Source organism: Psychrobacter sp. Rd 27.2 (genome assembly GCF_001921755.1).
Classification (GTDB): Bacteria; Pseudomonadota; Gammaproteobacteria; order Pseudomonadales; family Moraxellaceae; genus Psychrobacter; species Psychrobacter celer.
The window spans coordinates 22,194-48,230 of record NZ_MRYB01000002.1; the positions used below are offsets into that span (position 1 = coordinate 22,194).

A 26,037-nucleotide genomic window follows, 5' to 3' on the forward strand; every position below is an offset into this window, starting at 1 on the left:
TTTCCTATTTTAATTATCTACAACGGTTTAATTCTACCTTCATTTTGGTTTGCCCGCCTTGAGACTTTTGTGCTTCTTTAGCGGCCTTATCCATCTGTGCAACTCTACTATTTGCTTCAACTTTATTAGACCATTGTCCACCTATGGACTTATTCACATCAGCACGACCCAGTCGATTAATTTTATCTTTACCACCTGCAATCATATCAGGATCATGTAAAGCATTCAGGTCTTTCATTATTTCAGGAGTGCGTTTGTTCGCCAACCGTTTAGCTTCTCTAGGAGATTTTCCTTGTTTCTCATAGCTATTTTTTAAAGACTCATTGATCTTATCTTCATACTCTGTTCTAGCGTTTGCCTGCGCCCCATTACTTTTCGGTCTGCCATGCGTTTTAAAGGCATCACGACCTGTCAAATACTCATCAACAGTTAAGTTGTTCAGTCCAGCTTCTTGGTCTTTTAATTGACGATAGTACTCTTTTTCAAACTTTGCATTTGCTTTACTGTCTTTAGCAAACCTACTCTTTAAGCTTTTACTTGGCTTAAAGCATTTAGGGGTATGTTTTTTCATAACGCCTTTTCTAGCAGGTCTCGACGTGATACTGCTATTATGACTGACTGTTTCGCCAGAAGCTTTTCGGTTGGTTGATGCCAATGCTGTGCTGGGTTTATTACCAGCTGTCCGACCCACACCTGCGCTATTAACACTCGCCGTAGCCGGTGTCATCTTTGACCATCCATCAATCTCATTGATAATTTGCTGACCGAAACGATCAAAGTCCTTTTGAATCTGTATCAGCTTTTGCTTATTAGACTTACTTAAACTGTTTAGAAACTTAGGGGTCAAGATACTATTCAGTAACCCTTTTAGCTTACTAACATCTAACGCTTTCTTTAGCGCTTGCTCTGCATTACCTTTACCAAATTTTCTGATAAAGGCAAATAAATCAGCAGGATTTTTACCGCCAATTTTCACTGCTTTAATGGCACTTTTGACCGCATCACCAACGACAGGGATCAGCCCTATTAATGCTGCTATGAGTAAAAACCACAAAGTAGTATCAGAGGGCTTGTCTTTTAGGTTCATGACTGCCTTGATGATGTCTCGCGCATCAATAAGCTGTCCTGCAATAGGAACTGCACCGATCACAATTTCAGCGAATAGTGCCCAAGACGAGGTGTTTTCACCTGCTAGAAACGAACCTGTCTCTTCTTTTAATGCTTTAAACCAGCCTGTGGGCTTTTCTTGTTTGGCTTTCTTATATTTTTGAGGAGTGTAATCCTTCCCTATGTTACTAATCCCTAGTGCGCCGCCGCCAAAGCCATTACTACTCATATACCATCCTCCATATCTATATCAGGCTTGAAGTCAGCAGGGTCTTCACCATAATAAACATGAGCTTGACCCTTAGGCACACCTTCTAAACGAGCAAAGCCATTTTCATCTAAAATGCCTTCTCTGACAGAGCCATCTGCGAACTCAACTCTATAAGGCGCACTGCTTACTGGAGTCTCATCATCGTGTAGATAATTAAGCTCGATAAAGGTTGGTGGTTCGTCCAAGATATTAGAAGGTAAGCCTGAAACAAATTGACCATCAACACCGCCCCCAGCCTTACTATGCTTCCCAGCTTTCTCCGTAAACTGCTTAGCCGTAATGGTAATATCACCACCATCCAAAGTGATACTGGCTCCACCAGCCGTCAGCGTAATCTTATTCGTTGCTACTATCTCAACTTCCTTAGTCGAGGAGGCGATATTCACATCTTGTTTTGCCGTGGCTTCCAGTTTTCCTGTATGCGCTGAGAGGGTGATATTGTCTTTGGCATTGGTCATGCTAAATTGACCATCGGCTACTATATTGAGTGACTCGCTGCTGACTTGGTTATGGCTATCACCACTACTAGTTAACATATCTTGCTGCGAGGTCATTATCATTTCACCCATTGACCGGTGAATGAGTAGGTCATCACTGACATAACCGGTATCAGCCGCACTATCAATGAGCGTGAATGGCGTTGTTTGATGGGTTTTGGTTTGCTGTTCTTCTGCGATAGTTTCAAGTTGGGTCTTAATCGCGTTATGGTCATTAACCTGTCTACCAAGTCCCGTTGCTAACTGCGTTAAACGCTCCGCTAAGTGCTGACCGCCAAGACTAGTTTGGGTGAGGGTCGGGGTGTGGTGTTGGTAATTATGTTGTCCTGTTTGCGCGTGGGTTTGCGGTTGAGTGGAAAGGGCTAAGGCTTCACCTGACTTGATATTGATTTGGGCATTGGTAGTGGCGCTAATACCTTCGCGCTTAGTGCCATTATCTGCAGGGTTAATGACGCCCATCTTTATCGTGGCACTAACCTTGCCACTATCGACTTGTAGCTGTGAATAAGCTTGCTCTGTACGATGGTCAGTCACCCATTCAGATAGGCCGTTATCCGTGTTGCGATAACCGCTCTCGACCGCTTGCTCATTGTCAGTGGCAAACAGGCTAGGGCGACTTGATGATAATAAGCTACCGGTATTCGTCAGATGCTCACTATCACCGATAGCTTGCATCAGAGTTTGATCATCTGCTCTATGGGTAAAGTGGCTACCATAATTGCTTCCTGCTTGGGCTTCTAATCGATTGATAGGTTGAGCAGGGCTGTCTAATAAATAGTGGCGTGTCGGCGTCATATGATTGCGACTGTCCGTGTCAGACTGGCTATCTGTGAGCCCCGTCGCTGGCGGGAGTGCTTGTCTGCTGTATAGCGCACCTACCCAAGGCGTATCAGCGGTGATCAGTCTGAGCTGGGTTAAGTGAGTACCTGCTTTTAGATCTGAGGCATGGCGCTGCTGATGACGACGGCTGATCGTGAGTCCTGTGACATGAGCGAGGCTATTGCGTGCTAAATGCACGATATGAGTGGCGCGGTAATGCTGATTAAGATGGTTATGACCTACTAGAGTAAAAGTGTCCGCAACGTTTAAATCAGTACAGTGAGCAAGCGCATGGTAGACGCTGTAGCGACTGTGGTGACTATTTGCCATGATAGTAGCGTCATCAATCGTCTCGGTATCAGTCACTGGAGCAAAGGCGGCTGGAGTGTCGATCGTAAGGGTAGACGTATTGGTTTGGCTATCTGCCTCACTATCACTGATAGCTATATTTGCTGACTGGACCGGGTGGGCCACGCTAGCGCTATTAAAGCGTTGCACCGTGACGGTACTCGGCTGGGTGATGATTTGTTCACTAAGGGCTAAGATTGGCGCGTGAGCGCGATCATGTAGCACTTGCTGATAACGTACTGAGCCGATGCTTTGACTGATACCATCTTCATCACTAGGATGAGCTGAAGTAATAATAAGGGTGGGCGGTGCGTGCTCCTCGGTTTGCGCGTGCCTGAGGTAAGCGGTGAGTCCTTGGCGTGAGAGGCGTTCGCAGATATGACTCCAGTCACTGCTTTGCCACTGGGTCATGCGTGCTGGGGTCCAACTGGCGTTTTTCTCACTACTGCTATCAGTACCACTATCATCGATCACGTCTATCTCTTGCATGGCGACGCGTTCTGTTACCATGGCTTGTACCGACAGGTCGGTATCTATCTGGCTGCGCAGATGCTGATGCAAGCGATAAGTGGCGGGCTGTGCGATGAGTCGATAGTAGCCATAGCTGCCATCATGATCGAGCTGGCAAAGGGCGGTGATATATAGATGACGATAGGCATGCCCACTTGGGGTGTCAAAGCTTAGGGTTAAAGAGCTACCAACAAACGCATCTAGCGACATAAATGGTGGGTGATGACGTTCATGAATGTAGATATGCAGCACATAGGTGTCAATACCGTGTTGCTGGCTGTTATTGGCGTTGAGGAGTGCAAGGAGACCGGCTTCATTAGTCGTTCTAATGAGATTCTGCAGCCAATTTTTATGCTGTTTTAGTTGCTGTTTAGCGCTTGCATAAGCAGCTTGGGTATTGCCTTCACTGGCATATAGCCTATCGGCATGCATGGGTACGATAGTGTTGGTTAGGCGTAGCATGGGTACGGTGCTCCTTATCGGTTGTCCCGACTCCTATTATTCGGCCAGAGTGAATTCAATACGGCGATTGCGTCGGCGTCCCTCGTCGCTGTCATTACTAGCGATAGGATCCTTATCGCCTTTTCCCGCGGTACTCAATCTTGTGGCATCAATATTACGACCAATTAGATACTGCTTAACTGCTTCAGCACGTTCGTTTGAAAGCAATAAGTTGGCCTCTGGGTTACCTGTATTGTCAGTATGGCCAGTAATGACAACCGATTTATCACCAATACGCGTAAGCACGCCTGCCATATCATCTAAGATACCCAGCCCTAAAGGTGTCAAGTTGGCACTACCGGACTCAAACTCTACGATACGATTACCCAAGGTGTCATCGATCAAGCGTTGCTCACCTGCTGTGACCACCAACTTATTATCAAGCTGGTAAAGATCTGTTAAGCGAGTGTGGATGCGGTTTTGGATGGCTTGTTTTTGTTCAATACTATTGACTTTGCCATGTAGGCTGATAGTAGTACCATGAATATCAATACGTCCTTGTCTGATATTCGAGATATCACTGTCGATAATGGCAGTCGCTATTTGTTGCCAATTGGTAGGGATGTTGATATTTGAGCGAACTTCTATCTCATCTCGTACAGGTTTATTTGGATATTGGGCCTTGAGTTTATCAAGCAATTGATCTTTATCGGAGCTGGTAGCGACCACCCCTTTGATGACAACGGGTACCTCTACATGGTTGGTGTCAATAAAGGTGTTATCTTGAGCGGCAAAAACTGCAATACTGGCCAGTAACGCAGTTGTAAATATCATGATAGGAGCCCGGCGGGTAAGGGCGGATCGTTGCGAGAGTGCAGATATGCGCATACAAATGCCTTTTTATTTTTTATACTGATAAAACTTAGAGGTCAAAGCCATCAACTATGATGACTGCTCAAATATTATTTTGCCAAAAATATCGTCTTGAATAATTGCCTAACATCATATAAATAGGCATCATCTTGTAATAATATATTGTGAAATCGAGTCAGGCCGATATCATCATCAATAAACTGCTGTGTCCATGAGCTATCGGCGATATTGACCCAGCTTTCATGTTTTGTTGACGTACCTGTCAGTATTTGCATCAATGTAGTGGCGGCCGGTTTTGAAAAACTCATTAGGAGGTGATAATGCCCGTCACGCCAGTAAAAATAGCTGTTAAAGTACAACTGATGCGGTGCATAAAACCCATGAATGAGGTCGTGCCAAAAAGAAGCAAAATAAATGGCTTGCGTCTTGTTATCAGGCAATGACCAGTAAATAGCCTTATTTAGACCATGGAAGCCTTTGGTAAATGTGGGTAAAAACAGTAACCCTGTCGCGATGATCTGCTCAATCAAAGAGGCCTTATCAATATCTATCATCATCGCGCCTTCTTGCAATGTGGTAGAGTTAATAAAGTCGTAATAATGTGTACTGGCATTATGATCAATCGAAACAAAGCTTTGGTTGAGCGTCTCCGTTATCTGTGTGTTGTCGACCTGAGATCGTGCTTGATCTAAGGTTTGATGGATATCATGCCACATGCCCGCTGATTTTATGGGTAAGTATTGCATCCATGCTTTAGGCTTATTGAGGTGCATAAGTCCAAAGCCGATGAATGGGTATTGGCGATTACCACTATCATAGCTAGATATTAGTACGCCAGTCATGATTTTGTTTTCTGCGGTATCAACATGGCTAAAGTGGAGGGCTAATGAAGTATCCATCTCATCCGCTGATTCAGATAGTGCTTGACTGACCCACTGATCAATGACATTGATCTCGCTCATGTGCGAGCGCGAACGAACAAAATCGCCACGACAAGGTAGTTTGCCAAAGTAAACCAAAGGAAGCGTATCAGGTATCATGATGTTGGCTCCTCGATGAGCGCATCGCTTGGGCGGCTGGCGCCGGTAGCGTTATCTGTGTTAGGCGGACTGAGTACGCCGTCATCATGAGCTGTCATGTTTTCAGCTGAGCCCTCATTGCTGCTTATCGGCGTTTGGGTGCTTTGGGGTGTAGAATGCTGGCTATCCTCATCGGTGGGTTTGGCGGTGCGAGTTACACCAATGCCAATGACTTCTTCAGGCAGTTTCATGCCAGTAAATGGGTTGTCTGATTGCCCTGAAGCGTTTGTATTAGCACTACCACTGATGATTCTAAAGCGTACCGAAACCGTCACCCCATCACCTGCCCAAGTCATCTCAAACACATCATTACCAAGCTCAGTTCTTTGTGCTGCATTAATAAAACGCTCTACGCCAAAACTACCAGCTTCTTCTAAGATCGTATAATCCCGACCATCGTAGTCTTTGGCGCGTATGCTTGCTCCGGGTTGACTGCTTGGATTTGGCCATACAAAGGTCGTCCATGCCTGCGTACCCATACGGTACCGTAACTGCTGACCATCTAAAACTATCGTGTACTCGGTCAGTCCACTGACAGGTAGAGGCATGATTTGAAAGGTGGTTTGCTTAGCAGTACTGTTACTATTAGAGGAGTTTGTGCGTTGGCTCCCTGTGTAATTGACAAAGTAGCGTCCAAAATCGGCAACAAACTTAGGATTTAGACCAAGTCCTGCACCATTCCAAATTTTGCTCGATATCTGATCACCGCGGCGAATAATAAAGGGAGAGAGGATCTCATCTACAAACCTTGCTACATAGCCATCATCACCAAAAAACTGGCCAATCTCAGCAGGTGTTGCCTCTAAATTTGCGTTTTGAGTAAAAGGATACTTGCCAGCTAGGTCGTCCAAAAATGGCTTATACACTTGAGCTTGCCAAACTTTATTAATTTCAGTTTTGGTCGGTGTGAGCAGCATGTTAAACGAGCGGGTAAGCGGTTCACTTAATAAGGGCCGAATCAGCTGTTTGATTTGTGAATTGGATTGGCTCAAGATTTGTTCATCTAATATCTGTAAAGATTGAGTCAGCTCGGAGCCCTCACTACTTAGTGTTTGGGAAGCAAAGAGCAGAGCATCAGGGCCAATGTCATCACTTCTCGTGATATTGTTGAATCGTGTCCTAATTCCACCCAAGCTTGTCAAGTAGTTATCTAATAACGATAAATCTTGGTTGTCCTCGCGCGGCGTAACCAATGCATGTATGGCGGCAAACTCTTGTGCTATTGCTCCAGACTTTGTTGCCGTGGCAGACGCTGAGTGTGCGGCGTTATTATTTAGCATTGTCTGAGCTTGTTTTAATTCTGTAGGACTTTGACGCAATATGGTTTGTTTAAACCAATCCACAAATGATCGTTTTGACTCATCAGATTGAGCTGGGTTTTGATAGTTTGCGCTATCCCATTGCGTTTGACGATCAACAGTATCAAATAGAGTAATAAGAGGAGATTGCTTGGTATTTGATAATTGACTTAACAGCATGGCATGATCTTTGAAGTCTTTACTATCTCGTATATATACTTGAGACAAAAAACGTTTCCACTCTGCAATATATTCTTGCTTATAGCGATTGACGAGATACTGGCGGATTTGTTCAGGACTACCAGTTAGTGTCAAGTCATCTTTGCTGCTGGTTGCCAGTACCCAGTCATCTGCGACAATTTTGTTGGTTGCTGCCTTATCAATTTCATTACTAATAAACGATGACCAAGCGTTTTTGGTAAAGGTGCCTGAAATCACATAGCCCCCAAGCAATGCCTCTGTAGGGGTATTTTGAGTTATTTGTGCCACTGTCACTGAGGGAAAGCGCGATGAGGCGCGCATTTTTATCTCAGCATAAACGCGCTCGCGAGCAGGCTGTCCTTTGCTCACTTTGGTCAAAGTCGCGCGTGTATTATCAACTAGAGCCAAATCGTTTTGAATACGAGGGAAGCTGGCGTCATTAGTATGAGATAGAGTGAAAGCTAAAATACGCTCAGCTTGACGAATCATTTTATCACGTTGCATATCGGCACGATTGGCTTCTAGCCAAGTACGCCAAAACCTAGTCATTTGATCGCTGAGATGGCTGGCTTCTAAATGCTCATGATCGCTCAACATTAAGTACGCTTTTAGCGCGTTATAAGCATCTTCTACGTCGGTTGGGTCTGACTGCACGTAGGTATCTATAGCGTCTTTATCATCCTCACTTGTCTGTTTGGCCTTAAGTTTTGACGCATTGGCATTCACCTGTGTCAAAAACGCTTCAATATTTTGTTTGGTCGGCGATAGTACAATAATATTAATACCGTGAAAGTACTCTGCTAACAGTTTTTGTTTGAGAGTATCGCCTTGATATAGCCCAAAACCTAACGATAATGGTCGATCTTTTTCATAAGCCTCTAGTTGTTCAATGCGGCTTTGCAAAATAGCCAATGACTCAAGTTGTGTTTGCAAATCACCATTCGTGTTGTTTTGCATGTGAGCCACTTGTTGTAAATCAGCGATAACACGCTCAGTTAATTGTTTGTTATTAGCATATGACCAAGTCCATAAGCCGGAGGCTGTACACAACAGAACGACGGCAGCAAGCGTAATGACAGCTCTATAACTGCGTTTTGTGCGATTTTTGTACTGCTTGACTAAGTGCTTGTCCTTTAAAACCACCTTTGAAAACAAATCATGTAAAAAGTAAGCGGTGTTGTCGTTTTTATGGTGGTTTTTATCATTAAGAGGCGATGTGGTGCTTGGCTGTAAATGATAGTTTTCCACCATTTGCAGCGTCATTTGACTATTGACCTGACCTTCTTGTAAGGCACTGGTAAAATAAAACCCGCGCAATATTGGCTTGAACTGAAATGGGTTGTCTTCAAACAAAGCATGCATGAGTGTTCGTATCATAGGGCGTAACGACTGAAACTCCATAGGAAATGTCATTAAGCTTGGCGATACGGTACGCTGATGGCGTAATGAAAGCTTGGTTGTGCTCAGATCTTTTAAACCATTAACCAAAATATTAAAGTGTTCTTCAAAGACATCGGTGATATTAATATTGTCGGGATCGTCTGGGTAAGGGATGGTCGCGCCCCATACTTGGTCACGCTCTGCTTGCTCATAGTCCTGAAAAAAATCACGAAAACCTGATACCAAATCCATTTTGGTAAAAACCACATAAACAGGTGCGTACACTTCTAGCTGTTCTGTTAGGTCTTGAACGCGGCTGCGCAGGTTTTTTGCCAGATCCAGTGCATAATTGGGGTCATTTTTAGTCAGCTCGGCGATACTGACCGCGATGATAATGCCATTGATGGGTGCCTTGGGGCGGTTTTTTTTGAGTAAATTTAAAAACGATAGCCACTCTGAACGATCTTCCTCGTAAGCTGAATAACGACCAGCCGTGTCCAACAAAATGCCTTCGGTTGAAAAAAACCAATCACAGTTTCGCGTGCCGCCGACCCCTTTTACTGATAACTGGTTGGTCTTTTCCATAAATGGAAAGTTAAGTCCGGAGTGAAGTACAGCTGAGCTTTTCCCTGCGGCAGGATTACCAATGACCATATACCAAGGTAATTCATACAAAGCCGCTTTGCCAGTTTGATCCCCCAGTTTTGATTGACGGATGGTTTTGATTGCCTCTTGTATTTGCCCGCGAAGTGCTTGTACTTCTTGAGCGTCTTCAGTCTTCGTCACAGGATGCGTGGCTGTGTCATTATCTTCAACCAAGTTTGCCAGATCGTCAGATGCCTTTTTGCGTTTTTTGTACCAATAATAAAGGCCTGCTCCTAATAGTGTACTAATGAGCAAAAGCGCCACAGTGATCAAAAAAGCCTGAAAGGGCAGATAATCGTACAACAATATAAGGGCAACAATGGCGCCTAAAAAGAGTAACACTCGAGGATCATAGATGAGGTGATAGAGCCTTGAAAACATACTTGCTACCTAGTGCGTTTGTGATGCTATAAACAGAAGACTGAAATAATGTAAAGATTATGAGGGTGAGTTACGGCGAAATAGTATGCCATAGCACACAATACGGCTTATGTTTGGTCACTAAAAATAAGAAATCTGATGCGGTGTGATCAGATTGTGTGTGATTAATAAACAAAGATATTGCGATAAACGGTTTTAACCAAGGGTTAAGTGGCATATAATGCCCTAAATGATGTTCATTTACTAGCGCTTGTTGTGCTAAAAGCGCATCTGCTAACGCCATAAAGGTGCTGGTATCATAAGCTTGTGATACTGGATTTATGTCAGACATTAAAATGATATCCATATCAGTCATCACGTTCTTATCGTAATTATTTACTTCGTTGGTTGTGTTGTTTTGATTGTACTCGTCCGCTGACAACCGATGGTGTAAGAGGTACTCTCTGATGATCGCAAGGTCGTGAGCATATTTCCGAGTCTCGTTGTGGGACGGCTTTTGGACTGCTGCCTCGTTGTTTGCAGGAGTCATGGCACAATAAACAGCGTCATCGATGAGAAGCGTTTTTTGGGCAGCGTTATTATAAAACATAAGTAACACACCAGCTTCTGTAGGAATGCTTGATGCATTGACTGTATTTAGCGCTATCCAGTCCTCACTGATCTGTGAGTCTGCGATGAGCAGCATACAGACCTTAGGGGTGTCAGACATGGATAAGGCTGCAAGATAACTGTTGATGAAGTGATCAGGGCTGCCACTACTATCGGTCAAACTGCCATCTGATTCGTGATCAGGAGTGTTGTCTTCTATGACTATGCTATCGATAGTAAAAGCTTCTGTAGGCAAGGTGAGCTCGTAAAGCTGCTCGCTCAAAACACTTTTGAGTATTGACGCATCTGCCTCTTTAGGAAGACATAAAAATACCGATAGATCGATAGAAGGCCTGCTATCAGGCAAAGCTGGCTCCGTTGCCGATGGGGTGTTTTTGACGATGTAGTGTTGCTGCCACTTTGGATGTGCCTCTATTGCAGCGTTATGCTCGTTTTCAGTCGATAGTGTTGCTGATAGATGCTCTGCGATTAAAAAGATAGTCTCACTGTGAGCATGTAATAAGGCCTGCATGATGGCTTTTACTCGTAAAGTAGCATCAGGTGGGACCTCGTCATCATATGTTGCTCGAATAGGATGATCAATATCAGGAATGGGTTTGGTTAATACTGGCATACCGTCGATATCAGATAGTTGGTCGCTTAAGACAGTCAGGTCTTGCTGGTCATTACTGATATCGAGCCAGTCACTGCCTTCTGGTAGGCACACGCTACTTTGAATATACAGGTGATAAGATAAAGGTGTTTGGATAGGCGGAACATTTTCTTCAGACTTATCGGCATTACTGGATGGGTTTTGAGCGCTTTTTTTCCATGTGTTGAGCGCAAAAATAAAGCCCATCAATAATACAGGCACTGCGATAAACCATAAGACAATGTTGACTATAGTTAGCTGCTGAGTGTTGTCTGAAAAATACATCCAAGCCAATAATAGATGAATGACTAGTATGGTGCCTAAAATTTGTCGACTATATTTAACGATCGTTTTTTTTATATTCATCGATTATTCTCAACTCAGCTTGTGGAACTAACGAACAACTGACAGGTATTGTTGCAGGGTATTCTATGATATTTAGAGCATCGTTGCTACAATAGCGCCCTAACTTATCCTGCAATTGTTTATTTTTTTGGTTTTTGTCATTTATATTATGGTCTACCTGATTGCTGTGTTGTTCACTGTGCTTTCTATCGTTGTGATGATCACCTTATTTGATCCGCAGCTATATAGCCGTCTTCGGTACACGCTAAAAGGTCGCGTGCGTGCTGTCTCCGGTTGTTATAGATATCCAAATTTATCGACGCTTAATAAAGCTGTAATGAGTGGCTATCGTCATATTAATAAGAATTTGACCTCCTATCGACAAAAGAGTTCAGTGATAACGCTGCTCTCATCATTGATAATTATAACGACAGCGGGCCTATGTTATTTGCTGCTAAACACCCATTCATTGGCTGTCTATCATGCTGATACTGTCGCTTCTAATGCGAATCTACAGGTTAATCAAATACTGCTGGGTGAGCGGTTGAGCCCTCCACCTCCACCACCTGAAGATTTGTTTGAACAGTTAGATGCCGAAATTGCCAGTTATCGAGCAGAACAGGTAGATATAGGTTATTGGTCCAATACTAACTCTACTATGTCACAATCTGGCTCGTCTTTACTGAGGGCAGAACCAAACATGGATATTCAGACAATGGATGACACAGCAGCCTACTCAGACGATATCTTGTCATCTCACCTTATCAATGGGCATATTAATATTAAGAATGCCGACCGCAATTGGAAAAAAATGAATTCAGACTTTGTTCAGCGGTTACTGACAGTTTACAAAGTCATGAGCGAGCAGTATGGTTACGATATGGTGCTGCTTGAGGGGTATCGCAGTCCTGCGCGTCAAGCAAGGCTACTAAAAAAAGGCAGTCATGTTACCAAAGCTGGCTCTTACAAAAGCTATCATCAGTTTGGGCTGGCAGGGGATAGTGCGTTTATCAGAAATGGAAAAATTGTCATTAGTGAAAAAGATCCTTGGGCCATGCAAGGTTATAGGCTGTACGGCGAAGTAGCGAAATCTGCTGGCTTGGTTTGGGGTGGTGACTGGAAGATGATGGACTTAGGTCATGTTGAACTACGTAAAAAAGGCGTGCTTGGTCGTCCTGATATGGCCGAGATTTTAACCCGTCAATAGCATTACGTGATTACCAGAGCAACAGTCAAGATAACTCATTGATAAAAGAAACAACCATCCATCGTTTTAACCATTAAATAACGTAGTAGGGCAGATAATTAGTATGAATCAAACAAAAAAGCTGGCAGGCGCAATCGCGATTATGAGTGCATTGTCGGGGGTAATGTTGGTCGGCTGTAGTGCCAAGCCTGAGATAACTGCTACAGGAGAGGCGCCATCAGACGGAGCATCGACATTAGCGGGTAGCTTAAAAAATATGATAGCGGACTCTGATTCTAAAGCGGAGCTAGCAGCGCTTAAGGCACAGCTAAAAATGCAGCAACAACGTCTTGAGGTTATGAGTGAAGAGCAGCAGTCTTTGCAAGAAGCGCTCAAACGTCAGCGTATTACAGTTGAGGTTCACCCACTGGCTGATGCCAATGCAGGGCGATCAAATAGCGCTACCGCAAGTACAGCGTACATTGCTTTTTTAGAAAATAAAGAGCAATTGGCAGATATAGAAACACTTGCTTCTAAAGAGTTTAGCGTTATTCCTAATCGTCAGAATAATGTAACGTTGTCTATTCCGCAGGGCATGGATTTTATTGCTATTAAGCTCAATCTAAGATACACAAAAAAGCGTTCACAGTTTGTGATCCCGTTAAGTAGTCTAGATTTTGATACCCCCCTGACTCTCAATATTGGTGCGTGTGATGTGAATATTACCTCAGGAGTCAATCCTGAGCTTGCACCTGACTTTACCCAAAAACTTAATTATTATCAGCAACCATTGGTCAGCTGTTTGTAGGAGATTGTTGTGAGCAAACATAATGTATTGTGGGGCGAGGGTTTGTTTTTACGTCCTCAGCACTTTCAAATGCAGGACAGTTATCATCATGCTCAGCGTGCGCTTACTATGTCAATTACGCACCCTTATACTTATGGTATCGTAGATATACAGATGGACGAGCAGTTATTAGACAGTAATATACTAGCGGCTGAGCATATATTCTGCATACTGCCAGATGGTACGATATATCAAGCACCGCGTACTGATTTGCTGCCAAAGCCACTTACGCTTGAAGGTCAAGACTTTGGTGATGAGCTATATGTCTATTTAAGCTTAGAGATCATACAAAACAATGGCAGTAATATCCAAAGCTCAAGTAATGACAATCCGACAAGATACAGCAAAGAGACCATTGAGGCGTCGGATTTATATACTCAGGCCGCACCCGCCATGATTGATGTGGTCAAGCTCTCACCAAGCTTGCAAATAAACGGTACTAACCAGCCGCCAAGCCAAGACACGATCTCGCTACTGATAGCCAAGCTTGAGAGAACCACACAAGGCATGTACCAAGTGGATTCCGACTATATCGTGCCAAGTCTACATATCAAGAGCAACCCTGCTTTACTCAGTCAGCTGTATCGCTTGATGACTATGATAAACACTAAATCAACTGCCTTATATGATCACCATCGGCAGACCAGTAATGATTTGCTAGAGTTTCGTGCTGCTGATATTGCTTCTTTTTGGTTGTTGCATGCGCTCAATACATCCTACTCGCAGCTTAGCCATCTGTATAACCAGCCAAAGCTGCATCCAGAACGTCTCTATGAAGCACTGTTAAATGTGGCCAGTCAGCTTGCTACATTTAGTTCATTGTATAAAGTAAGTAGCCTACCACAATACCAGCACGATAATGCTCATGAGGCTTTTACGGGTATTATCGCGATTATCCGTGAGCTGCTAAACACCGTTATTGCCAGTAATTTTGTCTCAATTCCACTACAGCAAACCCGACCTTCTTACTATACTGGTGAGCTTAGCGGCGATAAGATCACACGCAGTGCTCAGCTTTATTTGTCAATCAGTTCCTCTATACCTATGCATGAGCTGATTAATTTGGTCCCAAGACGCTTTAAGGTTGCCACGCCTGATGCTGTAGAAAAGCGAGTCTTATCAGCATTGCCAGGATTGCCGATTTCTCATATTACTCAAGTGCCAAGTGCCATACCTGTCAGGCCAGGTTTTAGTTATTTTATGATTGAGCCATCAGGAGAGTTGTATGATGAGATGATGAAATCTGAATCGATTTGTATTTATGTGCCCAATGGTTTTGATGATCTAAAAATTGAACTGATGGCTATTATTTAGCCTAACTTTATCATTTGATAGCGCTATTATTCAGATACACTTTATAAGGCTAAAGCACTATGTCAACAAATCAATTCCCTCCAGCTGCTCCTTCTTTGCTCGACTCCGGTGAGGTTGCGTCTACTGTTTCAACAGATGGTCTAGACAAACGTCTCAGTAGTCAGTCATTAATTGATATAATGTATGACGGGTTTTACTTGGTTTTTTTGCTACGCAATCGCTATTTTAGTAACGAGCCTATAGGTTTTCGTCAAAAGATATATGATTTTTTGAACAAGTTTGAGAGTAGTGCACGAAAAAAAGGGTTTTTGTCTGAGGATATCTATGAGGCAAAATATGCGTATTGTGCTTTAATTGATGAGACCATCATGACCTCACAAGAGCCTGAGTTTCAGTCCTTGAAAGATGCATGGGAGCTAAACCCTTTACAGTTAGATTTGTTTGGTTCGCAAGTAGCAGGTAATGAGTTTTTTGAACGCCTAGATCATCTGCGAGAGCAAGGTGAGAAAAGACGGGCATCATTAGAGGTATATCATTATGCCATGTTGCTTGGCTTTCAAGGTAAGTATCGGTTAGAAGCCCCTGAAAAAATTCGCTATCTTATTTCTAGATTAGGCGATGAGATTGAGCATTTACGTGGTAATAAAAACGAGTTTTCTCCGTTTTGGGCGATTCCTGATCAAATCAAACATACTTTGACAAGTGAGACACCCTTATGGGTGATCGTGGCTGTCTTGGTCACATTGTTGACGGCAATTTTTTCTACGATGTGGTACTTATCCAACCAAACGACAAACAATCAAATAGTAGCCTACAGCCAAGTCATTCAAGAAAACAAAGAACAGGCAAATATTTCAATATTTTTGCCATAACCTATATAGCGAAAGTCAGATCGTTTGGTCGTTTTGAGGCAATGTGATGATATGTTGTCGCTTGACAGCTAACGTCTTGCTTTTGCGATATTTGCTGACCGCAAAAAGCAATCTATATGTTCATGGTGCTCTGCATGTTTGAACACCGTCATAAAACTTATAAAGGACAAATTATGCACATCACGGCAAATTTCGATGCAGGTAATATCGATATTATCAATACACAAAATAAAGACGACATTCAACTGGCGATTCGACCAGACGTTGGGGGCGAGTTTTTTCAGTGGTTTAATTTTCGCCTAACAGGTCAGGCAGGTGAGCAGTACACTTTAAATATCGTCAACGCAGGGGAGGCGTCATACGTTGCAGGGTGGGAGAATTACCAAGCAGTTGCTTCCTACGATCGGGAGTATTGGTTCCGTCTGCCTACCACTTATAAAGATGGCAAGTTGACTATAGTGGCAGATTTGGAATATGACACCATTCAAATTGCCTATTTTGCCCCATACAGTTATGAGCGTCATCAAGACCTGCTGGCGGCTGTCCAAACGCACCCATTGGTAGCGTTGGAGCATCTGGGTGAGACCCTTGATAAGCGTGATTTGACGTTAGTAAAAATCGGTAATGGTGATAGCAGTAGTGAAACACAAAAACGCAATATTTGGATTACCGCTCGCCAGCATCCCGGCGAGACGATGGCAGAATGGTTGGTTGAGGGGCTGATATATGCGTTGCTAGATAGCGATAATGCCACTGCCAAGCAGCTATTAGAAAAAGCTGATGTCTATATCGTGCCAAATATGAACCCCGATGGTAGTGTGCGTGGGCATCTACGGACCAATGCTGCTGGTACCAACTTAAACCGCGAATGGTCTAACCCAAGCTTGGACAAAAGCCCTGAGGTCTTTTATGTAATCAATAAGATGGAGGAGACAGGCGTTGACTTGTTTTATGATGTGCACGGCGATGAAGCGTTGCCATATGTGTTTTTAGCCGGCTCACAGGGCACGCCGAGCTATAATGATCGTCTGGCACATTTGCGTGATAGATTCTCAGAGGTGTTAAAGCTTGCTTGTGCGGATTTTCAGTTTGAATATGGCTATGAGATCGACGCACCAGGCACCGCAAATATGACCGTCGCTACCAACTGGGTAGCCGAGCATTTCGATTGTCTGGCCAATACGTTGGAGATGCCATTTAAAGACAATGATAATAACCCTGATGCAGTGACAGGCTGGTCGCCTGAGCGTTCTATGAGGCTGGGTGAGGCATCGTTGGTTGCGATGTTGGCAGTCGTCGACGATTTACGCTAGTTTTAAAGCTCTAGCCACCGATACTGTTTGAGTCATCAATACCTCTTGTTATTACCATCTAAAAGTAGCGCCTACATGGGCGCTATTTTTTTGTCAAAAAAAAGAGAACAATGATAAAGCGGTAAATACTGCCCTTATCGAGATTGTTATCAAGGCTTTTTCATCGAAGTGTCATAACTGACCGATACACTGCTGAGCTACACAAGACAAGTAATTTAATAAATGACGATTAAATTGACAGTCATTTAAATAGACAGTAAGCGACTAGGTGAGTGAATATGTTAGAGCTAAGACAAGTGACAAAAAAATATGAGGACAAGGTAATATTTGAGGATCTTTCACTCAGGATAAATAAGGGTGAGATAGTGTCCATCTTAGGGCCATCTGGCTGTGGTAAGACCACTTTATTGCATATGATTTTGGGGTTGACCGACATCAATGGTGGCCGCATCGCCTATAACGGCGAGGATATTACCCGCGTCTCCATGAGGCAACGGGGCTTTAATATCGTCTTTCAGGACTATGCGTTATTTCCTAACCTGAGTGTCAAACAAAATATCGAATATGGTCTGCGTAATAATCCTAGTGTCAGTACACAACAAGAAGTCGATGAACTGGTCGACTTGCTCGATATTAAGGCACATCTAAATAAGCGTATTCATCAGTTATCTGGTGGTCAAAAGCAGCGTGTCGCGCTGGCACGCACGCTGGTTATGAAACCCAAAATACTGTTATTAGACGAGCCCTTATCGGCACTAGATGGCGTAATTAAGGAAACCGTCAAACAGCGTATTCGCGAGATTGCAAAGCGCTATCAGCTGACTACCTTGATCGTCACCCATGACCCAGAAGAGGCGATGACGTTATCGGATCGTATCTTGCTGCTATCAGAAGGCAAAGTGGCGCAGTTCGCTCAGCCCACTGACATCATACATAACCCTGCCAATGATTTTGTCACCAATTTTATTCTCAATCAGCTCAATATCAAACGCCGCAATATCTTAAGCTTATTTGCCGACGGAATCTCTGAAACCGACCCGCTAAGCAAATACACGCAAACTCAAAACTATGGCCATCATGAGGCTGATATTAGCTCCCGTCCTACAGACTCTCATACTCTCACCGCTCATGATAAACAACAGTCAAAAAACGCGGTAAAAGGCTAAGCTGATAAAAGCCTGTAGTAACTGTATTGGTGACTGAAAGACTGACGATAGATGTCATTTAGTAAAAACCTGACCATTTGATTGTTTTGGACGTTTATGAAGCTGAGTAACCCACCCCAAGCAAAAGCCATTTGGCTATTTTTGACGATTTTATTCATCGTTTTTTTATTTGTACCCTTAGGTAAGATGCTGGCGCTGTCACTAAATGTCGGCGATGGTATCGGCTTGGACAATTATACCGCCATCGCAAGTAGTGAGGGCTTTCAGCAAGTGATGCTTAATAGCTTTTTTGTAGCGACGATGAGTGCGATGAGCGCCACCATGCTCGCTTTTATCTTAGCTTATACCGTGCACTGGACCAATTTACCAAAGGGCTTTAAAAAGGTCATCAAGGTTGCCGCCTTATTGCCCATGTTGTTGCCCACGGTGACTTATGGTTTTGCTATTATTTATACCTTTGGCAAGCAAGGATTATTGACTCAAATACTTGGCTTTCAGTTGTTTGAACATATATATGGCTTTCAAGGAATGTGGCTTGGCTATACCATTTATACCTTACCCATCGCCTTTTTATTACTCAATAATACCTTTCAGTATTTAGACAAAAAATTCGTTATCATCTCAGAATTAATGGGCGACTCGTCTCTGCGCCAGTTTGATATGACAGTTATTCGCCCGTTAATTGGTACTTTTGCCGCGGCCATGATTCAGTGTTTCTTTTTAGCCTTTACCGACTTTGGCATTCCGGCGTCCATTGGCGGGCAATATCAAGTCATCGCTACTGAGCTTTATACCCAAATATTAGGGGCGTCGCCTTCGTTTGAAAAAGGGGCAGTGGTCGCATTGTTTATGTTCATTCCATCGATATTGAGTATTGCCATACTTTGGTATGTCGCGCGATTTAATGTGCGTTATGATTCGGTTGAAAATATCGACCTGCCTTCTTCGAAAATCAAAGACCGAGTGTTAGCGCTATTGTCGAGCGCTATCTTGTTCTGCTTACTGATGGTCTTTGCGGTGATATTTATCATTCCATGGATCAAGACATGGCCTTATCAAATGCAGTTCAGCACAGAAACCGTCAGCAAGGTCTTAGAGTCTGCCAATCTCATGCGCGTCTACAAAAACTCGCTCATCGTCGCGGTGTTGACGGCTGTCTTTGGTACCTTAATCACTTACTTTTCAGCACTGTTGTGCGAACGCTCTGGCTTATTTAACATCGGTAAATTCAGCATCCAGAGCTCAGCATTGGTGACTAACACCGTACCAGGGATGGTGGTGGGTATTGCGTATCTTATGATGTTTTCAGGCTCTGCTGTTGCCAATACTATTTTTATTATCGTGATAAGCAACATCATTCACTACTTTGCCACCCCTTATCTGATGAGTAAAAACGCGCTGGCTAAGATGAATCTAGGCTGGGAGACGACGGCGAGCTTACTGGGTGATTCGTGGTTTGCGACGCTGCGGCGCGTGGTGATTCCCAATTCATTCTTTACCTTAATCGAGGTGGCGTCCTTCTACTTTATCAGCGCCATGGTGACGATTAGTGCAGTTATCTTTATCTCTGGTGCCAAAACCATGGTGCTTACCACCAAAATCGTCGAATTGCAGCATTTTGCGCGATTTGATGAGATTTTTATCTTATCGCTGATGATACTGCTGACCAATATCTGCGCCTTGATACTGTTTGCCAGCATTCGTCATCTATATAGCAGACGACTCTACGGTACACCGAAAGCAACAGACGATACGATTATTGCGCCAACGACTGCTTAAGCATGGTTATAGGCAGTTCAAAATAAAAGGGATACGTTAAAAATTGCGTTCTGCTGGTATAAATTTTTCTCGCTTGCTGTGCGCTTTGCACTCCAGAGGCTTCAAAAAATTCATCCCAGCAGTACTGTGTTCTTTTTAGGTTAAAACGACTATAGCAATTGATAACTATTTAGCTATCGAAAATATACCCAAACTTTACTCATTAAAACTCAATAAAATCTATAGGATAAAAAATGCTCTCATTTAAAACGCTAATAATAGGTCTCACGTGCGGCATGATTTTGACTGGCTGTAGCTCAGCCGCTTCTAAGGACAATAGCGCAGACGAAGTCATCATTTATAGTAACGCTGACGAAGAAGCGGTAGAAGTCATCCAAGAAGTACTAGATCAAGCAGGCTATGAAGGTCAATATATCTTTCAGTCCTTTGGTACCGGTGAGCTTGGCGGGCGTTTATTGGCCGAAGGTAAAAACACAGAGGCAGATCTTGTAACTATGAGCTCGTTTTATTTAGAGAGCGCGCAAGCAAAGCATTCGATGTTTAAGGATGTCAGCTTTGAGGTCAACCCGAAAATCGCAGTACCTAGCTACTATGCGCCCATTCTAAGCTTTACTGGCGCGATTATTTTAAATACCAAAGAGATGGCGGCGCAAAACCTGCCTAGACCAACCAGCGCCAAAGATTTGGCAAAGCCCATTTATAAAAACAAAATTGCGATGGTTGATCCCAATGGCTCGTCGACCGGTTGGTTATTTGTGCAAAATATTACTGCTACCTATGGCATGGATGCCGAAGGACAAACACTCATGAATCGTATTCGTGACAACGCGGGGCCAAATTTAGAATTATCAGGGTCAGGTCCATTGAAGAAAGTCATGGCAGGTGAGGTGCCCATTGGTTTTGGTATGCGTCATCAAGCCGTCGTTAATAAAGCAGAAGGGCTACCTATTGATTATATTGATCCTAGCGAAGGCAACTATACGCTGAGTGAGTCTGTCGCTGTCATCGATAAAGGCGATAAAACCAATCCGAATGCAATGAAAATGGCTGAAATCGTCGTCAAAAATGCGCGCCCCCAACTGCTAGAGATATACCCAAAAATCATCTATGACGGCGAAACGGTGGCATCTGAGAACCAAATCAAAAATGTAAAAACCTATGCTGAGCCGCTTACTGCTGAGCTATTAGATAGGCATCGGGCGTTTTTTCACGGTCAAAAGCTATAAGTTAGGCCGCGCTTGCTGAATATTAACATTTGTCAAATTATTCAAAGTACAGAGTAGAGAAAGTCATGATGGAATCAATAAAAAAGCTCTCTGAGAAAAAATACGATGTGGTAATCGTCGGTGGTGGTATTGTCGGTCTTGCCAGCGCTTATGCTGCGGTGAAAAAAGGGCTGAGTGTGGCACTGGTCGAGCGTGAGTCACAAAACAAAGACGCGTCGGTGCGTAACTTCGGTTTTGTCACCGTCAGTGGGCAGCAGCGCGGGACGCATTGGCAACGAGCCATGCATACGCGTGATGTCTGGGCAGATATAGCCACCAAAGCAGATATCGAGGTGGTACATCGAGGCCTGCATATGCTCATTCAGCGTCCAGAAGCGATGGACGTGGCGGAGGCGTTTTTACAGACAGAGATGGGCAAGGATTGTCGGTTACTGACGCAAACTGAAATAGCTAAAAATGCCCCTTATCTGAAAGACGGCTTGGGCGTGCTGTATAGCCCTCATGAGATCAGAGTCGAGTCAAAAACCGCTATCAGTAAATTGGCCAACTGGTTACATCAAGCACACGGCGTGGATTTTTATAATAAAACCACTGTGCAATCGATTGAGCTACCTATGATTTATACCAGCCGAGGTACGTTGCAAGCAGAGCATTGCGTGGTCTGTCCCGGTGCAGATTTTCATAGCTTGTATCCTGAGACGTTAGCGCAGGCGCAGGCCAAGCTTTGCACACTCAATATGATGCGCGTCATGCCAAAAAAACCATTTAAGCTAAATGCCGCGGTGATGTCGGATTTGAGCTTGGCTCGTTATGATGGCTTTGCCCAATTACCTGAAGCAAAAGGGTTGATTGCTTTATTAGACGATGTCCAGTCAGCTGAGCGCAAAGCAGGCATCCATCTGATCGTGGTGCAATCCTCCGACGGCTCTCTCATCATTGGTGATAGCCATGACTATAGCGATAGAGAATTGCCATTTAGGGATGTGCGTCTTGATGATTTAATCATTAAAGAGTTCCATCAAGTGATGGCTATTGGCGAGATTGACATCGTCCAGCATTGGCTAGGTGTCTATCCTAGCGCAGACGATGTGGCATTTAAAGACACTCCAGAAAAAGGCGTGGTTGTCGGCTCTGTCACTGGCGGCACTGGTGCCTCGACAGGCTTTGCATTTGGTGAAGAATTAATTGATCTAGTATTGGAGTCAAAACAATGAGTACAGATATGAGTAGTATTAAAGCGCAATTCGAGCATATTAAGCTATGTGTGTTTGATATGGCAGGCACCACGGTCAACGAAGACAATTTGGTGTATAAAACGGTACGTGATGCGATCAATCAAGCGCTTAGCGATGAGGATAAAAGCGCTCAAGAAGTGGGTCTGGATATTTGCTTGGCCTTCGGTGCTGGCAAGGAAAAACGCCAAGCCATTACTGACATACTAAATGAATTGAATATCGCGAAAGATGATGTTGAATCACTTACCGATACCGCATTTACGATATTCAAAACCCGATTGGCAAAGGCTTATACCGCAGAGGCTTTGGCTCCTTTTGAGGGTATGCTAGAGCTGTTTGATCGGCTAAAAGCAACGGGTAGAAAGGTAGTCTTAAACACCGGCTACGATGCAATTACCGCCAATAACATCTTAGCTATTTTAGGATGGTCGGTGGGTAATGAGATTGATGCGCTGGTGACCGCCGATGATGTGACTAATGGCCGCCCTGCGCCAGATATGATTACGTTAGCGATGGACAAGTTTGGGGTAAAAGATACCCAGCAAGTGCTAAAAGCGGGGGATAGTGGTATCGATATTGAAGAAGGTGAAAATGCCAATTGTGGCTTATGTATAGGCGTATTAACTGGCGCGCAAACCCGTGCCCAGCTTGAGACGTCCTCACCAGATATCGTGTTGGATAAATTGACTGATTTGGCTCAGTTACTATAACAAAGCGCGACTGTCACAAAAAATCGCTCATATTTAGCCTAACATCTAAGTAAATGCTTGAGTGAGAAATGGCCAATGAGGTGATGAGTTCAGATAAGTGGTGATATAATGCCGCCATTATCGATATTTTATAAAGAGGTTGCAGGATGGCTCGTACCGCTAGCGCATTACATATTTTAGTAAAAGACAAAGAGTTGGCCGAAAATATCATTGCCAAGCTTAAAAAAGGCGCCCAGTTCGATGTGCTGGCCAAAAAGCACTCAACCTGTCCTTCAGGTAAAAAAGGTGGCAACTTGGGTGAGTTTAAAAAAGGTCAAATGGTAGGGCCCTTTGATAAAGTATGTTTCACTGCTGAACTTTTCACCCCGCATTTGGTAAAAACCAAATTTGGCTGGCATGTGGTGAAAATCCTCTATAGGACATAAATGTTTTGGCTTATAGAGCATGCTGCGCTTCGCTGTTTGGCCGTTACAACAAAAGCAGACCTGCAATAGGTCTGCTTTTATCATTATAAGGTGTGTAAGGATTTAGTTGCTATACGTTTAAAACTGATAGTTAAGACCTAATTTATACGAGCGTCCTGGCGCAGGATAGCGACCGACAGGACTGGTATCGATACCGCGGAAATAATACTGCTCATCAAATAAGTTATTGATACCAAATTGCACAGACAGCTTTTCGTTGTCGGTATCTTGCAGTGTTTTTTGTAGGCTCAAATTCCACACTTGGTAAGCAGGCGTTTCTCCAGCCGCGCCGTCTGCACTTTCTGCCACTGTGTTGGCATTGTCGGTGTAGGCTTTGTCATAGTAGACCCCAGATAAGGTGGCGCTGTAGTCTTGATAGTCGTAACTGGCATGCCAGCCCAACTGGTGCGGCGAGCTGTAGGGCAGCTGATTGCCTTTATTTGCGCCTTCTTGTAGCGTGGCATCGAGATAGTTGTAGCTCAGACCAACACTTAGATTGTCGTATTTTTTCGGGGTGTAGGTGATAGCCGTCTCTATCCCTTGGTGCAGCGTCTCTCCGATATTATCAAAGCTTTGATCGCGGCTATTCCATTGCAGCTGGTCTTTAAAGTCTATGCGATACAGTCCCAAGTTGGCTTGCAAATTATCGGTGGTATAGCGCGTGCCGACTTCATAGTTCCATGCCAGCTCACTGCCTTCTTCTCCATTGCCGCGAATATTGGCAATTTGCGGCGTTCTGAGCGACTTTTGCGCATTGGCGTAGACCAGCCAGAGCTTGTCATCAGATTTGGTGAGCGCATATGAGGTGGTCAGCCCAGGTAGCCATTCTGTGATGGTATTGTCTGTTTGTGTGTTATTGCCAGCGTCATTAAACGTCATTTTGGCATTCTCATAACGAATGCCAGGCGTCACCTTTAGGCGCTCATCCAAAAAGCTCAGCTCATCACTTAGATACGCCGCCCATGCATCGGTCTGTAAGTTCCAGTCGCGCGGCGTGCTTGTCGTACCATCCGCCAGCTTGGTTTGGGTGAGTTTATAATCGATGTCTTCATTGACGTAGCGCACGCCACTGATGAGGTGGTGCTTGATATTGTCATCGTCGCCAAGTTTTATAGAAAACTTTGGCTCCACGCCATATACGTCAAACTCACGAGGGGAGGTGCGTAGGCTGTCTGAGGCAACCGCTGGATCTGCCCAGTGCACGCCGTCATTGTTAAATTGTGAGTTAAACCCCCATTCAAAGTTACGCGTGGCATGATGGCCAAAGGTAGTGAGGTCTAACACTGCTTCGTCACCGATATTTAAGTAGTTTTTGTACTTAGCATGCCAGCGTGTTGATTTGCCTTGATAGGCTTCAAATGGTCGCTGGCTTTGCTCGACATCTTGCTCGTAGGCGGCGGGCGAGAGTGCGCCTGGCATCTCTGTATCAGCATCATAATATTGCAAAAACCCTTCAAGCTCTTGGTTTTCGTCGATATACCAAAGCGCTTTGGCCTGCAAGTTGGTGACTTCGGTGTCTGAGTGGTCTCTAAAGCTGTCACCTTTGATACCATTGGCCTCTAACTGTATGCCAACGTCATCATTTAACCAGCGGCTATGGCGGGCATATAAGCTGGTCAATGGCTTGCCGTTTTGTTCAAAGACGGTCAAATCAGTACCAATCTCAGTTTGTGTCTCATTAGCAATCGGTTTGGTGACAAGGTTAATCACGCCGCCGACATTGTTTGGACCGTATTGGGTCGCCGCGCCGCCGCGTACCACATCGATACGCTCAATATTGTCGAGGGTCGCTGGAAATATAGACTGACCCGTATGACCATAAGGTGCCAAGGTCAACGGAATGCCATCCATCAAAAACTGTGCCTGCCCACTGCGGCTGGCATGCAGACCACGTATAGAGATGTTAGGTAGCACGCCTGTGCCTGTTTCGTCATCAATCTTGGCACCTGGGATAAACTGTAATGCACCGTCAATGGAGTTGCTCACGGTTTTTTTAATAAAATCGTTATCGATCACTGTGCGATTGCCGGCAAAGGCTTTTACCTGATTGGCACTAGAGTCACCAAGCGTTTCTGCTGTGACGATGATGGGCGCTGCGGTAAAAGAGGGGGTTTCAGTTTTTGTTTTGTGATTAATAGTGCTGGCTGTAGGGGAGGCATCCAAATCTGAATTTAAGTCCGAATTTACGTCTAAGTCTGTGGGCGACTCAATACTCGCCTCCTCGTCAGCAGGCGTCAGCTGGGCATAACTTTGCTGATAAATACAAAGCATCGCCAAACAAAGTGCCGAACGTTTAAAAAAAATAACCATATTTATTCCAAGTAGTTAGCGTATATTTGCAGGGATTAAGAATGAACAGTGTTGCTAAAGCGTTGCAATTATAAACAGTAATAGTTATCATTTGCAAAATTATTATCATTGATGTATACAAAAAATCTAGATTTATTGACAACGGCTGTTTGCTAAATTATTGGGAGTGTTTCAATAAAA

General features: G+C 44.0%; 18 protein-coding genes. 11 read left to right on the plus strand and 7 right to left on the minus strand.

Going from position 1 to position 26,037, the window contains the following annotated elements; genetic code table 11:
- Window positions 1–13 precede the first annotated feature (13 nt).
- From BTV99_RS02490 to BTV99_RS02515, 6 genes are all read right to left on the minus strand, one after another.
- Window positions 14–1,336 carry a polymorphic toxin type 15 domain-containing protein gene (locus tag BTV99_RS02490; RefSeq protein ID WP_075100799.1) on the minus strand — a complete coding sequence of 441 codons (1,323 nt, stop codon included), beginning with the start codon at window positions 1,334–1,336 and terminating at the stop codon, window positions 14–16.
- The gene (locus tag BTV99_RS02495; RefSeq protein ID WP_075100800.1) at window positions 1,333–4,014 is read right to left on the minus strand and encodes a DUF2345 domain-containing protein; all 2,682 of its coding nucleotides are present in this window, start codon (window positions 4,012–4,014) and stop codon (window positions 1,333–1,335) included. The genes BTV99_RS02490 and BTV99_RS02495 overlap by 4 nt, the downstream gene beginning before the upstream one ends.
- A 36-nt stretch (window positions 4,015–4,050) precedes the next feature.
- Window positions 4,051–4,827, minus strand: coding sequence for an OmpA family protein (locus BTV99_RS02500; RefSeq protein ID WP_172953090.1), 777 nt, complete (start codon window positions 4,825–4,827; stop codon window positions 4,051–4,053).
- 128 nt (window positions 4,828–4,955) lie between these two features.
- Window positions 4,956–5,906, minus strand: a complete 951-nt coding sequence (gene tagF, locus BTV99_RS02505; protein ID WP_075100801.1) for a type VI secretion system-associated protein TagF — start codon at window positions 5,904–5,906, stop codon at window positions 4,956–4,958.
- On the minus strand, window positions 5,903–9,811 hold the full coding sequence (gene tssM, locus BTV99_RS02510) for a type VI secretion system membrane subunit TssM (protein ID WP_075100802.1): 3,909 nt from the start codon (window positions 9,809–9,811) through the stop codon (window positions 5,903–5,905). Before tssM ends, tagF begins: the two co-directional genes overlap by 4 nt.
- 109 nt (window positions 9,812–9,920) lie before the next feature.
- A complete protein-coding gene (locus tag BTV99_RS02515; protein ID WP_075100803.1) occupies window positions 9,921–11,456 on the minus strand; it encodes a hypothetical protein in 1,536 nt (511 codons plus the stop codon).
- 148 nt (window positions 11,457–11,604) lie between these two features.
- On the opposite strand from BTV99_RS02515, the gene BTV99_RS13175 reads away from it, so the two are divergent.
- The 11 genes from BTV99_RS13175 (at window position 11,605) to BTV99_RS02570 (ending at window position 23,508) form a co-directional block, all read left to right on the plus strand.
- Window positions 11,605–12,642 carry a M15 family metallopeptidase gene (locus tag BTV99_RS13175; RefSeq protein WP_218607336.1) on the plus strand — a complete coding sequence of 346 codons (1,038 nt, stop codon included), beginning with the start codon at window positions 11,605–11,607 and terminating at the stop codon, window positions 12,640–12,642.
- A 103-nt stretch (window positions 12,643–12,745) separates the two neighbouring features.
- On the plus strand, window positions 12,746–13,429 hold the full coding sequence (locus tag BTV99_RS02525; RefSeq protein ID WP_075100804.1) for a hypothetical protein: 684 nt from the start codon (window positions 12,746–12,748) through the stop codon (window positions 13,427–13,429).
- Window positions 13,430–13,438: 9 nt separating this feature from the next.
- Window positions 13,439–14,782, plus strand: a complete 1,344-nt coding sequence (gene tssK, locus BTV99_RS02530; RefSeq protein WP_075100805.1) for a type VI secretion system baseplate subunit TssK — start codon at window positions 13,439–13,441, stop codon at window positions 14,780–14,782.
- Window positions 14,783–14,841: 59 nt separating this feature from the next.
- Window positions 14,842–15,654, plus strand: a complete 813-nt coding sequence (gene icmH, locus BTV99_RS02535) for a type IVB secretion system protein IcmH/DotU (RefSeq protein WP_075100806.1) — start codon at window positions 14,842–14,844, stop codon at window positions 15,652–15,654.
- Between the two features lie 173 nt (window positions 15,655–15,827).
- On the plus strand, window positions 15,828–16,967 hold the full coding sequence (locus BTV99_RS02540; RefSeq protein WP_075100807.1) for a M14-type cytosolic carboxypeptidase: 1,140 nt from the start codon (window positions 15,828–15,830) through the stop codon (window positions 16,965–16,967).
- A 278-nt stretch (window positions 16,968–17,245) separates the two neighbouring features.
- On the plus strand, window positions 17,246–18,133 hold the full coding sequence (locus BTV99_RS02545; RefSeq protein ID WP_083608492.1) for an ABC transporter ATP-binding protein: 888 nt from the start codon (window positions 17,246–17,248) through the stop codon (window positions 18,131–18,133).
- Between the two features lie 96 nt (window positions 18,134–18,229).
- The gene (locus tag BTV99_RS02550; RefSeq protein ID WP_075100808.1) at window positions 18,230–19,912 is read left to right on the plus strand and encodes an ABC transporter permease subunit; all 1,683 of its coding nucleotides are present in this window, start codon (window positions 18,230–18,232) and stop codon (window positions 19,910–19,912) included.
- 233 nt (window positions 19,913–20,145) lie between these two features.
- Window positions 20,146–21,138 (plus strand): extracellular solute-binding protein, encoded by a 993-nt coding sequence (locus BTV99_RS02555; protein WP_075100809.1) that lies wholly within the window; start codon window positions 20,146–20,148, stop codon window positions 21,136–21,138.
- A gap of 65 nt (window positions 21,139–21,203) precedes the next feature.
- The gene (locus tag BTV99_RS02560) at window positions 21,204–22,352 is read left to right on the plus strand and encodes a TIGR03364 family FAD-dependent oxidoreductase (RefSeq protein WP_256713712.1); all 1,149 of its coding nucleotides are present in this window, start codon (window positions 21,204–21,206) and stop codon (window positions 22,350–22,352) included.
- An 8-nt stretch (window positions 22,353–22,360) separates the two neighbouring features.
- A complete protein-coding gene (locus BTV99_RS02565; RefSeq protein ID WP_075101017.1) occupies window positions 22,361–23,083 on the plus strand; it encodes an HAD family hydrolase in 723 nt (240 codons plus the stop codon).
- Between the two features lie 146 nt (window positions 23,084–23,229).
- The gene (locus tag BTV99_RS02570; protein ID WP_075100811.1) at window positions 23,230–23,508 is read left to right on the plus strand and encodes a peptidylprolyl isomerase; all 279 of its coding nucleotides are present in this window, start codon (window positions 23,230–23,232) and stop codon (window positions 23,506–23,508) included.
- A 117-nt stretch (window positions 23,509–23,625) separates the two neighbouring features.
- Here BTV99_RS02570 and BTV99_RS02575 read toward each other — a convergent pair whose 3' ends face one another.
- The gene (locus tag BTV99_RS02575; protein WP_075100812.1) at window positions 23,626–25,857 is read right to left on the minus strand and encodes a TonB-dependent siderophore receptor; all 2,232 of its coding nucleotides are present in this window, start codon (window positions 25,855–25,857) and stop codon (window positions 23,626–23,628) included.
- Between the last annotated feature and the right edge of the window lie 180 nt (window positions 25,858–26,037).

Coding starts and splice junctions, on each gene's coding strand:
- BTV99_RS02490 (WP_075100799.1), bottom strand. CDS start 1,336: ATGAGTAGTAATGGCTTTGGCGGCGGCGCACTAGGGATTAGTAACATA.
- BTV99_RS02495 (WP_075100800.1), bottom strand. CDS start 4,014: ATGCTACGCCTAACCAACACTATCGTACCCATGCATGCCGATAGGCTA.
- BTV99_RS02500 (WP_172953090.1), bottom strand. CDS start 4,827: ATGATATTTACAACTGCGTTACTGGCCAGTATTGCAGTTTTTGCCGCT.
- tagF (WP_075100801.1), bottom strand. CDS start 5,906: ATGATACCTGATACGCTTCCTTTGGTTTACTTTGGCAAACTACCTTGT.
- BTV99_RS02515 (WP_075100803.1), bottom strand. CDS start 11,456: ATGAATATAAAAAAAACGATCGTTAAATATAGTCGACAAATTTTAGGC.
- BTV99_RS13175 (WP_218607336.1), top strand. CDS start 11,605: ATGGTCTACCTGATTGCTGTGTTGTTCACTGTGCTTTCTATCGTTGTG.
- BTV99_RS02525 (WP_075100804.1), top strand. CDS start 12,746: ATGAATCAAACAAAAAAGCTGGCAGGCGCAATCGCGATTATGAGTGCA.
- icmH (WP_075100806.1), top strand. CDS start 14,842: ATGTCAACAAATCAATTCCCTCCAGCTGCTCCTTCTTTGCTCGACTCC.
- BTV99_RS02540 (WP_075100807.1), top strand. CDS start 15,828: ATGCACATCACGGCAAATTTCGATGCAGGTAATATCGATATTATCAAT.
- BTV99_RS02545 (WP_083608492.1), top strand. CDS start 17,246: ATGTTAGAGCTAAGACAAGTGACAAAAAAATATGAGGACAAGGTAATA.
- BTV99_RS02550 (WP_075100808.1), top strand. CDS start 18,230: ATGAAGCTGAGTAACCCACCCCAAGCAAAAGCCATTTGGCTATTTTTG.
- BTV99_RS02555 (WP_075100809.1), top strand. CDS start 20,146: ATGCTCTCATTTAAAACGCTAATAATAGGTCTCACGTGCGGCATGATT.
- BTV99_RS02560 (WP_256713712.1), top strand. CDS start 21,204: ATGATGGAATCAATAAAAAAGCTCTCTGAGAAAAAATACGATGTGGTA.
- BTV99_RS02565 (WP_075101017.1), top strand. CDS start 22,361: ATGAGTAGTATTAAAGCGCAATTCGAGCATATTAAGCTATGTGTGTTT.
- BTV99_RS02570 (WP_075100811.1), top strand. CDS start 23,230: ATGGCTCGTACCGCTAGCGCATTACATATTTTAGTAAAAGACAAAGAG.
- BTV99_RS02575 (WP_075100812.1), bottom strand. CDS start 25,857: ATGGTTATTTTTTTTAAACGTTCGGCACTTTGTTTGGCGATGCTTTGT.